An 11687-nucleotide genomic window follows, 5' to 3' on the forward strand; every position below is an offset into this window, starting at 1 on the left:
ATCCCCCACTCGATAAAATAGAAGAAGAAAGAAAAGATTCGAAAAACCGCCCAGCGCGGAAGCAACAAGCTCTTTGCCAATTCACCATCGACAGACCAGCAGCCAGGGACCAGTCACGCCCCGAAGCAGTCTAAATCCGGCCACCCAAAAGCCTTCTCCGGCAGATCGACGCCTCCAATATCGATAGCCTTCATTGCCACCTCGATACCTCCAAGACGCACATAAAAAGGAACGCAAGGGTTGGCTTGAAGCGCCCAAAGCAACATGCTCCGATAACCCTTGGCCCTCAATCCCGATACCACCGCATGGAACAAGGAACGACCCGCACCCTGCCGTTGTGCCTCAAGCAAGACATAAATGGCATAAAGCTCCGCATCGTAATCTGCTGTCGCCGTTCTGATTGGCCCAGCACACGCGAATCCGACGACCCCGGTCTCACCTTCGGCCACCACGATCAAGACGCCTCCATCTGCGATCCGTTCCCGCCAGCTCTCGGTCCGAGCCACCTCATCCAAAGTGGCAAGAAACGCATCCGGGACGATACCCGAATAGGTCGTCCTCCAACTTTCGACGTGAACATGTGCAATGGCGGCTGCGTCCTCGAGCCTGGCCTGACGGATCAAATGACCCATAGCTGGTCACGCTCCATCTGTACGAAATCCATCGCGACACCCGCATCAAGCAGATGGAAAATGTACGATGCCTAGGCAGGCAAGTCCACCCATAAACCCATTTAATCAGAGGATTTTGCCCCATTTTGCCGGGGGGAGGGGTGAGCCTAACTCACCCACTTCACCTGCAGCATACGGTCGTCCCCCTCGCCCTGCTCCATCGCAATCTCACCCTGCGCGAGCCGGACGACGCTCTCGAACCGCTCGCCCCACTCCACCAGCACCAGCGCATTTGGCTCGGTCATCATCTCTTCCAGTCCCAGCACCGCGATCTGCTCCTCCGTCTCCAACCGGTACAGATCCAGGTGGAACAGATGCACCCGCTCATTCTTGTACTCATGCACCAGCGTGAACGTCGGACTGGTCACGTCCTCCTCCACCGCTGCTCCAAGAGCCGCCGCAATTCCCTTCACCAGCGTCGTCTTCCCCGCTCCTACCTCGCCGCGCAGAATCACCAGCATAGGAGGACGCAGAATCTCCGCAATCGTCTGCCCCAGCGCCAGCGTCCCCTCCACCGATCGCGTCTTGAACCGTTTCTCTCTCATCGGGAGCTCCCGCTGCGATTCAACCCGCAGATCCAGGTAAACCCATCCGCATCCTTCACCCTGTACCGAAAGGCCTCCGACAGATACGCAACCGTATCGGTTGCAAGTACAGTATGTTGATCCAAAGCGCGGGCCGCCAAATCCCCGGCGAGCCCATGCAGATACACCGCAGCCTCCACCGCACGCGCTATGTCCTCCGGATACTGAGCCACCATCGCAGCCACGATGCCTGTCAGAATATCCCCGCTTCCACCCTTCGCCATCGCTGGATTCCCCGAGGTGTTCACTCCAATCGTCCCATCCGGATGCGCCACCAGCGTTCGCCAGCCCTTCAGCACCAGCGTCAACTTATGCTCCATCGCAAAGTCGCGCGCCAGATTCACCCGGTCCGCCTCCACCTCCTTCACCGTCAGCCCAACCAACCGAGCCATCTCACCCGGATGCGGCGTTAGAACCATCACCCGTCCCTCACCATTCAGCAGCTTCTCCCGCCCCTCGAACGCATTCAAGGCATCCGCATCAATGACCATGGGCTGAGTCGTCTTCTCCACCATCTGCCTGGCAAACTCCGGCGCATCGCCATCCGTCGACAGACCAGGCCCCACCGCTAACACCGAGATCTTCTTCAGCAGTTGATCGAGCTTCTCGCCCCTCTGATTCTTGAACGAGATCGCGCCCTCCTCGTCCTCCGCCAACGGCAACATCATCAACTCCGGCGCGACCGCTGCCACCGTATTCACAATGCTCTTCGGAACAGCCGCCGTCACCAGCCCCGCTCCGGTCCTCAGCGCAGCCAGCGAAGCCATCATCGCCGCACCCGCCTTGCCGTAGCTTCCGCCCACCACCAGCACATGGCCGAACCTGCCCTTGTTGGAGTTCACCGCCCGCGGACGCTCCGCAATCGCCTTCGCCGCACCCGCCCATCGGCGTCCCGTCGCCGCAACCACTGCCTCCCGCGGCGATCCGATCTCCGCAACCACCACCGGTCCGAACGCTCCGCCATCCAACGATCCCTGGGTCAGATGCCCAAAGATGTGCGCCGTCTTCGGAGCGGTAAACGTCACCACCGCATCCGCCCGGAACGCTCCCTCGCTGGTCTGCTCCATCGAATCCGCATCCCATCCCGACGACACATCCACCGCAACCACCGGAACCTTCGACTCCTTCACCTTCTCCCGCAACTGCTCCGCAACCCCACGCAGCGGCGGCTTGAACCCAGTCCCGACCACCGCATCGACGATCAACTCAGCCCACCCCAGCGCCTTCGCCATCTGGCCGTCGAAACCCTCTGACGACAGAGTCTCCACCTCCACGCCCGCCGCCTCAGCCCGCAACCGTCCAACCGCCGTCCGAGCCGGTCCCTTGAACTCGCTCTCCTCACCAAGGAGCACCACCCGTACACTCCTCCCGCCCGCAGCCAGATGCCGAGCCGCCACCAGCCCATCGCCACCGTTATTCCCCTTCCCGCAGAGCACCACCACCCGCCCCGCTGCGGCAAAGTGCCTCAAACAGAAACGCGCCACCGCCTCTCCGGCCCGCTCCATCAGCTCATCCAGCTTTACCCCGAACTCGTCCACGGTCCGACGGTCCGTCTCGCCCATCTCCGCTGCGGTAAGAATGTCCATAACACCCTTCTACCACCCGCGGCCTCTGCAAACAAAACGGCCCGCATCCAGTGCGGGCCGTATCGTTTCAATCCATCAAATCGGTTCTACTGAGATCCACCTGAAATCGAAGGCTCGATCACTGGAACAGTCTTCGCGTTGAAGTAGCTCTTCTCCCACAGCGCGCGGTAAAACTGCCCTGTAAGCTCCGCTGCCTTCGGACCAAACGTCGGCCTTCCGCCCTCCAGGAAGATCACCGTCACAATCGGCCCATTCGGAGTATCCGCAAACGACCCGAACCATCCGAACCGCGTCCCATTGTTCGAGCATGTTCCCGTCTTGCCCATCACCGGAAACTCCTTGAAGTTCGCCCGTAAGCTCCGCGCCGTCCCATACTGCGTCGCTCCCAGCATTCCATCCTGGATCTGCGGAATCAGAGGAGCGATATTCAGCGTCCGCTTCACCCGTGGCTGAAACGTCTCCACATCCAACCGCGTCTCCGGATGCTGCAGATAGTACAACGTCCCACCATTCGCAATCGCCGAGACGATCGCCCCCAACTGCAGCGGAGTCATCGACACGCTCTCGCCGAACGAGCACATCCTCCCCACGCCACCCAACGCCGCGGGCAGCTCCTGGTCGGGATACGTCCCTAGCTGCTCTCCCTGGATGTGGTAACCCGCCAGCTCGCCCAACCCGAACTCATTCGCGTAGTGCTTCACACGCTCAAACCCCAGCGAGCGCCCCAGCGTCTCGAAGTAAAGATTGTTCGAGTGCGCCAGCGCCTCCGTCAGCGTCAGCCGATATCCGCCACCCAGGCTCACCGGCGTGTCCTTGCGCACAATTCCTTCTTCAAGCGCCGCCAGCGCCACCGTCAGCTTGATCGTCGAGCACGGTTCCGCGCCCCGCGACAGCGCCAGCTTCTGGTTCACCATCGCCAGAATCCGCCCATTCGTCGGATTGATCGCCACCGCTGTTCCATTCATGTTTCCGAGCGCCTGAATCGCAGCCGCCCGCACCACCGGATCCTCACCCTCGACCACGTCACCCAGCGTCAGATTATCGGCGTTATCGGCAAACGAGCTCGCAGAAAAACGCTCCACATAACGCGTCCGCCGGACGGCCAGCTTCGGACGAGCACCCCGCCCTTTGGCGACCACTCTCTTGGTCCCCGCCTTCGCCGGAACTGCCTTCGCGTGAACCGGAGCCTTAGCCGCCTTCCCCTTGGCGGCAGTCTTCGCCGCTATCGGATGCACCGGATGATGTGCCTTCTTTGTTACCGCGAATCCAGCAGACCCACACAGCACAAGACAGAGAACCATCCCGCCCAACAGTTGAATCAGTCTCGACATAAACGCCCCTTGAAACTTGACCCTCTAATAATTCCTTCTAATTCGTCCATCACTGGGAGTGATAGCAATTCCAACACCACTCATCATCGAAACACTCGATAGCACAAAACAATCCCACATTTGTTCCATATCGAGCAAATGCAGTCGAAACCATACCCCGGACTAAACGCTTCCGCGTCGCAGAAAGGCAGGAATATCAAGCTCATCCGCCTCGACACGCTCCGTCTCGGCGACTGCGGCTCCAGCAAAGGATCCCGCCCTCATCGGCTGTTCCATCGGAGCATGAGTCTCCGGAATCGGCGCAGTTCCGCTCCGGCTCTCTTCCGATTGGACGTCCGCCACCCCCGAAAGATGCCGCGAACCACCCCAAACCTCTGCGGCAGAAGGCTCGACCAGGAGCTCCGCCCGGGACTCTCTGCCGTTCGGCACGTCTCCAAACCTCGGCACCGGCGCGCGGAAGAAGTCGTCATCGAAGACCGAGGCGGGGACCGGAATCAACTCCGCCCTGCTCGGAACCGGAGCCGGAGCAGCCACGGAGATCTCCCGCACGCTCTCCACAACGACCTCCGCTACCAGCTCAGGCCTTGCCTCCACCTCGTGCTCACGCGAAAAACTCACCTGCGCGGGCTCAGGAGCCTCAACAGCCTTGGAAACCTCAATTGGAGAAACCACCTCCACCGGACGTACATCCGCCCGTGGCCGGATCGGCACATTGAGCCCCGGAACGTCGTACCGCATCGTCGGCAGCGTCGCCTCAGCCAGCATCCGCTCCCGCCGCTGCGGCATCTCCTGGTGTTTGAAGCCCGTGGCGATGACCGTGATCTTCACCTCGTCACCCATCGCCTCATCTTGCACCGCGCCGAAGATGATGTTCGCGTCCTCGTGCGCCGCGTTCTGGATGATGCTCGAAGCCTCATTCACCTCACTCAGCTTCAGGCTGCTCGACCCCGTAATGTTGATCAGGATACCTCGCGCCCCATCGATCGCTCCCGCCTCCAGCAGAGGCGAAGCCATCGCAGCCATCGCAGCCTCTACGGCCCGGTTCGCTCCGGAGCGCATCGCCGTCCCCATCACCGCATAGCCCATCCCCGCCATCGTCGTCTTTACGTCGGCGAAGTCGCGGTTGATCACACCCGGAATCGTAATAATGTCCGAGATCCCCTGCACACCTTGCCGCAGCACATCGTCCGCGATCCGGAAGCTCTCGAAGAACCCAGCATCCTTCGCCACCGCCAGCAGCTTCTCGTTCGGGATCACGATCACCGTGTCCACCGACTCCAGTAGCTCCTGCATCCCGCGCTCGGCCTGCATCATGCGGCGCTTGCCTTCAAACGCGAAGGGCCGCGTCACCACCGCCACCGTCAGCGCCCCCATCTCGCTCGCCAGCGAAGCGATCACCGGAGCAGCACCCGTCCCCGTACCGCCGCCCAAGCCAGCCGTTACAAACACCATGTCCGCGCCTTCCAGAGCCTCGATAATCTTGTCCGAGTCCTCCAGCGCCGCCCGCCGACCCACATCCGGGTTCGCGCCCGCTCCCAACCCACTCGTCAGCTTCACACCCAGTTGCAGCTTTACTGGCGCATTCGAGACCTGCAGCGCCTGCACATCCGTATTCGCGGCGATGAACTCAACTCCGACCACGTTCGCCGCAATCATTCGGTTCACGGCGTTATTGCCGCCGCCACCGACGCCAATCACCTTGATCCGCGCACCCCGCGGCATCTCATCGTGATAGTGAATGCGAAGGTCGTCAGGCAGATTGGACATAGCGGCAGTTACTCCAGAAAAAACGTAGCGTTAGCTATCAATTCTCCCATCTGCAGCCCAACATCGCATCCCCCCGTTTTCCACTGACGTACCACGGATGGTTCAGCGGAGATAACCCGCATCGCCTATTCCACTTGGCCGCCTCCTCAGGCGAAGCATCGTATGCGCGGTATACCATGTTGCCGTGAAACTACCAGTCAACCCACCCATTCTGCCCATGCTCGCCAAACGCGTCGCCGAGCTGCCGCCGGATGACTCCTGGCTCTTCGAGCCCAAGTGGGATGGCTTTCGCGCCCTCATCTTCCGCGACGGCGACGAGATCCTCCTCCAAAGCCGCGATACCAAGTCCCTCAACCGCTACTTCCCCGAGCTGGTCGAGGCGCTGCTCTCCGCTCTGCCCGACCGCTGCGTCCTCGACGGCGAGATCGTGATAGCCGGTCACGACGGTCTGGACTTCGAGACGCTGCAGCTTCGCATCCATCCCGCGGCATCGCGTGTTAACCTCCTCGCCCGCGAGACGCCCGCCTCCATCGTCTTCTTCGACCTGCTCTGCGAAGGAGACCGGAACCTCTGCGAAGAGCCCTTCAGCCAGCGCCGCGAACGGCTGGTCTCTCTACTCAGCTCCGCAAAGCCGCCGATCCACCTCACGCCCGCCACCGCGGATCGTACCCTCGCCGCCGATTGGTTTCGCCGCTTTGAAGGCGCGGGCCTCGATGGCGTAGTAGCCAAGCCACTCGCCGGCGCCTATCAGCCCGACAAGCGCGTCATGCTCAAGGTCAAACACGAGCGCGACTGCGACTGCGTCGTCGCCGGCTTCCGCTGGCACAAAGGTGGTGAAGGCACCGCCATCGGCTCACTCCTGCTCGGCCTCTTCAACGAGGCAGGCGTCCTACAGCACGTCGGCGTCTGCGCCAGCTTCACCCAGGCAAAGCGTCGCGAGCTGGTCGAATTCCTTGCCCCCTACCGCGTGAACCCGCTCGACAAACATCCCTGGAAGTCTGAGGCCGACCTCGGCGACGGAGAGCGCCGCCCCGGAGCACAGAGCCGTTGGAGCCAGGGCAAGGACCTGTCGTGGGAACCGCTCCGCGTCGAGCTCGTCGTCGAAGTAGCCTACGAACATATGCAGGGCACACGCTTCCGTCACATGGCGCAGTTCCGCAGATGGCGATTCGACAAGCAGCCCCACGACTGCTCCTACGCCCAACTGGAAGTAGTCCCACCCCAGGAGCTCATGGCCATCTTCCCCACCGACCGCTAAAGCGATTCTTACTCACCGTCACGCGCGCTGCTCACGCGACGAAACTCACGCGTAGGATCGTCATCCGGATCAGGCGTCTCCTGCACCGGCCTGACGGCCTCCGGAACATTTCGCAGATTCACTCGAATTCGTGTCCAGGTAGACGACCTGCCACGCATCCGGTCCACCAGCACATCATCGACCGCCAACAAACCAGCGGCTTCAGTATGCTTCGTCTTCCACCGCTCCAACCCCGCCAGAGCAGCCTCCTCGTGAGGTGAGTTCGCCACCACGATCAGCGGCATCTTCGCTCGAGACTTCCTCGCCACACCCTTTGCAACACTCTCCCCACCCCCATCCGTATCCGCCGCACCCGCCTTCTTGGACTTCGCCCCCTTGGTTGTGGACTTAGCTCGCGAAGGCGCAACCCGGGACGACTCCCCCTCCATCTTGCGAAAGTGCGGCGGCCAGGGAGCATCGCTCAATCCCTCCGCCTCATCCCGCGCCGCCAGCTCCAGCAGCCTCTCCAACGACCCCGCCGAATCGTCCATCCCACGATGCGGATCTCCGATCTCGGCAAACCGGCCCGGCATCGTCAGCACCGTAAACGCTCCGGGCTCGCAGTCCGCAACCTCATCCCAGGCCAGCGGAGCCGACACCCGCGCATCCGCCAACGGCCTCACCGAATACGCCGACGCCGTGGTACGGTCCTTCGCATTTTGGTTGTAGTCCAGGAACACGCCGTGCCGCTCCTCCTTCCACCACTTCGAGCTCGCCAACTCCGGCACTCGCCGCTCCACGGCACGCGATAGAGCCAACGCCGCCCTCCGAACCTCGGTAAAACTCCAGCGCGGCTCGATCCTCACATTCACATGCATTCCCCGGGAGCCGCTCGTCTTCGGCCATCCACGCAGCTCTGCCTCCTCCAGAACCGCCTTAACCTCCAGCGCCACCCGCCGAACATCCTCCCATCCCACCCCGGGACCAGGATCGAGATCCACCCGCAGCTCATCCGGATGCTCCAGATCCGCCGACCGCACCGGATGCGGGTGCAACTCGATGCATCCCAGATTCACAATCCACGCCAGCCCCGCCGCGTCATCCACCACCAACTCCTCCGCCGTCCTGCCCGAAGGAAACGCAAGCGTAACCGTCCGCAGCCACTCGGGCCGCTCCGTAGGAGCACGCTTCTGATAGAAAGCCTCGCCCCCCGCGCCATTCACAAAGCGCTTCAGCACGATAGGCCGGTCTCGTATTCCCGCCAAAGCACCCGGAGCCACCGCCAGGTAGTAGCGCACCAGATCCAGCTTCGAAAGCTTCACCCCTTTCGAAAAATAGAGCTTCTCCGGATGCGTCACCCGCACCTCGTGCCCTTCGATCGACAGGACCTCAGCCTCTTCTTCTGGTTTCACGGGGAAAGCCTATACCTCTATCCAAACAATCCACAACGTGGCGTCCCGAACGAAGCAACCTGATCGTTAGAAGCTGCCCGCGAAGATAGCCTTCAACTTGGCCCGCAGCCCCTGCTCTTCACTCGCTCGTCTCACCTGAGTCCGATGCGTATAAAGCAGCATTCCGATGGCCGTGGCAAACTCCGGCTGCGCCAGCTCCTGAGGCATCCTCGACAACGGCACCGGAAACCCGATCCTGGCCGGAACCCGCAACAAGCTCTCCGCATTGTCCAGCAGCCCTGCCAGATGCGCTCCGCCGCCCGTAAATACGCAGCCAGCTCCCAAAGCCTCCAGCACGCCACCGTTCCGCAGATTATCCCGCAGCATCGTGAACAGCTCCCGTGCCCTCGGCTCCAGAATCTCCGCCAGAAACCTCTGCCGCACCATCCTTGCCGACTGCCCACCTCCACCCAGGCTGCCCGTCGCCAGATTTCCCCCCACCTCAATCTCATTCAACTGCGGAACCGCCGTCACCACGCTGTGCCCAAACGTCCGCTTCAGGTACTCGGCCTCTTCCACCGTCACCTGCAATCCCACCGCAAGGTCGTTCGTAAAGTGATCGCCTCCAATCGGCAGCACCGCCGTATGCGCAATCGCTCCCTCGAAGAACACCGCCAGCTCCGTCGTACTCGCCCCAATATCCGCGAGACACACTCCCAGCTCCCGCTCATCCGCGCTCAGCACCGCCTCAGCCGAAGCGATCCCCTCGAACACCGTATCCAGCACCTCTAGCCCCGCCCGGTTCGCACACGTAATCACGCTCTGCGCCACTCCACCCGAGCACGTCGACAGGTGCAGATTCACCTCCAGCCGATTCCCCACCATTCCCAGCGGATCGTGAATCCCCGGCTGGTCGTCCAGAATGAACTCCTGCGGCAGCAGATGCAGCACCTCGCGGTCCGGAGGCAGAGCCACGCTCCGCGCCCGGTCCACGGCGGCCTTCACCTCTTCCCGCGTAATCTCGCGCATCCGGTTGCCCATGCTGATGCCGCCGCGACTATTGATCCCGCGCACATGCGACCCGCCGATCCCCACCACACACGTCTCGATCCCAGCCTTCGCCACGCGCTCCGCCGTCAGCGCCGCCCGATTGATCGCCTCCGCTGCCGGCCCCAGCTCCGCAATCAGACCCTTGCGCATCCCCTTCGACCGCTCAACCCCATGTCCCCGATAGCGCAGCACGCCATCCAGCAGCTCCGCCACCAGGACCACGCTCTTCGCGCTCCCGGCATCCAGCACCGTAATGAGATTGTCGACCTTCTGGTTCATCGCACGCCCTGCTCGATCCTCATGGCTTCACCGCTGCTGACGTCTTCTTCGCGGCCACTCGCTTGGCGACGATCTTCTTCGCCGGAGCCTTCTTCCCCACCGGCTTCTTCACAACAGCCTTCTTGGCCCCGGGCCTATTCGCCGCCGGAACATCCTTAGCCACTGTCAGATGCGGCGTAGCCGCCGAAGCCCCACCCGCAGCAGACCCAACCACCGGAGCAGCCACACCAGGAGTAGGCGGAGCAGGAGCAGCCTTAGCCACAACCACCGGCTTCCCCTTGGCCACCGTAGCCGGAGCCGGATGATGCACCGCAGCCACATGAGGAGCAATCGGAGCCACCTTCAGGCCCGCAGCAGGCACAGCCGCCGGAGCACTCGCAGCAACCTGCCCTCCCACCGGAACCGCGCTCCCGGGCTGCATCTCCAGCACCACCTGCCGGTCGTACCGCATATCCACCGAAGCCAGCTTGGGATACTGCGTCCGCCACTCCCCCAGGTGCGCCTTGTACTTCTCATATCTGCTTAGAAAGTCGGTATCGCCAAAGTGAACCAGCACCTCCGAGTGCTCATCCGGAATCAGCGCCTTCACATCCTCCGGGTCCGAGAGATCCACCTCGCTCAGCCCTCCTGAGATCTTGCTTCCCCCGGCATCCAGCTCCGTCGTAAACCGTTCGAAGATCTTCATCCGCTCCGACCGCGTCGACAGCGGCTCGCTCCCCGAGATCCCCGTCACCACCGGAAACGAGTAATGCGCCGCGCCATCTCCCTCGCCCGACACCATATCCATCAGCACGCCGCTCTTATCCACCAGCCCGATATGGCCGCCCTGCCGCACAAACGCCACTGGCGTCCGCTCCACGATCGACACCCGCAGATGATCCGGCAGCAGACGCATCACCGTCGCATGCTCAACCCACGGCAACTGCTCCAACTGCGTCCGCCGCTCCGCCAGCGACACCGTAAAGATGTTCCGCTCCACATCCTCGCCAAAGATGCTCAGCAACTGAGCCTTGGTCACATGCTGATTCCCTTCAATCTGAATCGCAGCCGAAGAAGGAATCACAAACCGCTCATCGTGCAGCAGAGCCGACCGCACCGCCATCGTCCCGGCAATGCACAAGCCAATCCCAACCACCAGCGCCGTACCCGCGGCGATCCGCCCCCACAGCGTCTGCGGCAATCCCGATGTAATCCGTCCCAGAAACCCCGGCCGGCTCCCCATTCGGCCGGCCATCCTTCGCCGGACAGGCAGATCCTCCCCCGCAAACCCCGAGTCGGCATCCTCCGCCCCGGCATCCTCAAACTCCCCGCCGACCCCGTCCTGCTGGCCCCGCCGCAACCCACCTGTGACGCGACGCGGGCCGCCTGTCCCGGAGACATATCTCTGCTCCGGTGCCTCAAGCACCGCCGAACTGCGTCTACCGGACAATTTCATAGTCACTTCGTCTCATCGCAGGCCAGAGCAAGGCCGCGAGAATCGCCATCCCGACTATAACCCGCCGCCACCCCTCCCTAACCGACCATCCTCGCCCCCGTACCCTTTCAGGAACTCACCCGGCCGTCCTAACCCCCGCCAGATCCCGGTTTGAAATGCCCCCTCAACCCGCCAACCCCTCCATCCGCCTCCCGCCCGCCTGCGAAACACTCCCCCCCCCCCCCCCCCCACTCCCCCCCCCCCCCCTCCCCTCCCGCACCACCCCCCCCCCCCCCCCCCCCCCCCACCCCCCCACCCCCCCCCCCCCCCCCCCCCCCCCCCCCCCCCCCCCCCCCCCCCCCCCCCCCCCCCCCCCC

9 protein-coding genes are annotated in these 11687 nt (G+C 62.9%); 1 reads left to right on the plus strand and 8 read right to left on the minus strand.

What is annotated here, in order from left to right; all coding sequences use genetic code 11:
• Positions 1–113 precede the first annotated feature (113 nt).
• From HB393_RS23420 to ftsZ, 5 genes are all read right to left on the minus strand, one after another.
• Positions 114–632: a GNAT family N-acetyltransferase gene (locus HB393_RS23420; RefSeq protein WP_213807642.1), complete on the minus strand. Its 519-nt coding sequence runs from the start codon at positions 630–632 to the stop codon at positions 114–116.
• 146 nt (positions 633–778) lie between these two features.
• Positions 779–1216, minus strand: coding sequence for a tRNA (adenosine(37)-N6)-threonylcarbamoyltransferase complex ATPase subunit type 1 TsaE (tsaE, locus tag HB393_RS23425; RefSeq protein WP_213807643.1), 438 nt, complete (start codon positions 1214–1216; stop codon positions 779–781).
• Positions 1213–2841: an NAD(P)H-hydrate dehydratase gene (locus HB393_RS23430; RefSeq protein ID WP_213807644.1), complete on the minus strand. Its 1629-nt coding sequence runs from the start codon at positions 2839–2841 to the stop codon at positions 1213–1215. Before HB393_RS23430 ends, tsaE begins: the two co-directional genes overlap by 4 nt.
• A gap of 86 nt (positions 2842–2927) precedes the next feature.
• The gene (locus HB393_RS23435) at positions 2928–4172 is read right to left on the minus strand and encodes a penicillin-binding transpeptidase domain-containing protein (protein ID WP_213807645.1); all 1245 of its coding nucleotides are present in this window, start codon (positions 4170–4172) and stop codon (positions 2928–2930) included.
• 162 nt (positions 4173–4334) lie between these two features.
• Positions 4335–5939: a cell division protein FtsZ gene (ftsZ, locus tag HB393_RS23440; protein ID WP_213807646.1), complete on the minus strand. Its 1605-nt coding sequence runs from the start codon at positions 5937–5939 to the stop codon at positions 4335–4337.
• Between the two features lie 184 nt (positions 5940–6123).
• Here ftsZ and HB393_RS23445 point away from each other — a divergent pair, with 184 nt between their 5' ends.
• The gene (locus HB393_RS23445) at positions 6124–7197 is read left to right on the plus strand and encodes an ATP-dependent DNA ligase (RefSeq protein ID WP_213807647.1); all 1074 of its coding nucleotides are present in this window, start codon (positions 6124–6126) and stop codon (positions 7195–7197) included.
• Positions 7198–7205: 8 nt separating this feature from the next.
• Here HB393_RS23445 and ligD read toward each other — a convergent pair whose 3' ends face one another.
• The 3 genes from ligD to HB393_RS23460 form a co-directional block, all read right to left on the minus strand.
• Positions 7206–8588, minus strand: a complete 1383-nt coding sequence (ligD, locus tag HB393_RS23450) for a non-homologous end-joining DNA ligase (protein ID WP_213807648.1) — start codon at positions 8586–8588, stop codon at positions 7206–7208.
• 66 nt (positions 8589–8654) lie between these two features.
• Positions 8655–9896 (minus strand): cell division protein FtsA, encoded by a 1242-nt coding sequence (gene ftsA / locus HB393_RS23455; RefSeq protein WP_213807649.1) that lies wholly within the window; start codon positions 9894–9896, stop codon positions 8655–8657.
• A gap of 19 nt (positions 9897–9915) precedes the next feature.
• Complete coding sequence (locus tag HB393_RS23460) at positions 9916–11331, minus strand: FtsQ-type POTRA domain-containing protein (RefSeq protein WP_213807650.1); 1416 nt, start codon at positions 11329–11331, stop codon at positions 9916–9918.
• Positions 11332–11687 lie beyond the last annotated feature (356 nt).

The organism is Granulicella sp. dw_53, assembly GCF_018449545.1.
Classification (GTDB): Bacteria; Acidobacteriota; Terriglobia; order Terriglobales; family Acidobacteriaceae; genus Edaphobacter.

Excerpts from the sequence above, each read along its gene's own strand:
- HB393_RS23430 (WP_213807644.1), bottom strand. The coding sequence starts at position 2,841 with ATGGACATTCTTACCGCAGCGGAGATGGGCGAGACGGACCGTCGGACC.
- tsaE (WP_213807643.1), bottom strand. The coding sequence starts at position 1,216 with ATGAGAGAGAAACGGTTCAAGACGCGATCGGTGGAGGGGACGCTGGCG.
- HB393_RS23420 (WP_213807642.1), bottom strand. The coding sequence starts at position 632 with ATGGGTCATTTGATCCGTCAGGCCAGGCTCGAGGACGCAGCCGCCATT.
- ftsA (WP_213807649.1), bottom strand. The coding sequence starts at position 9,896 with ATGAACCAGAAGGTCGACAATCTCATTACGGTGCTGGATGCCGGGAGC.
- HB393_RS23460 (WP_213807650.1), bottom strand. The coding sequence starts at position 11,331 with ATGAAATTGTCCGGTAGACGCAGTTCGGCGGTGCTTGAGGCACCGGAG.
- ftsZ (WP_213807646.1), bottom strand. The coding sequence starts at position 5,939 with ATGTCCAATCTGCCTGACGACCTTCGCATTCACTATCACGATGAGATG.
- HB393_RS23435 (WP_213807645.1), bottom strand. The coding sequence starts at position 4,172 with ATGTCGAGACTGATTCAACTGTTGGGCGGGATGGTTCTCTGTCTTGTG.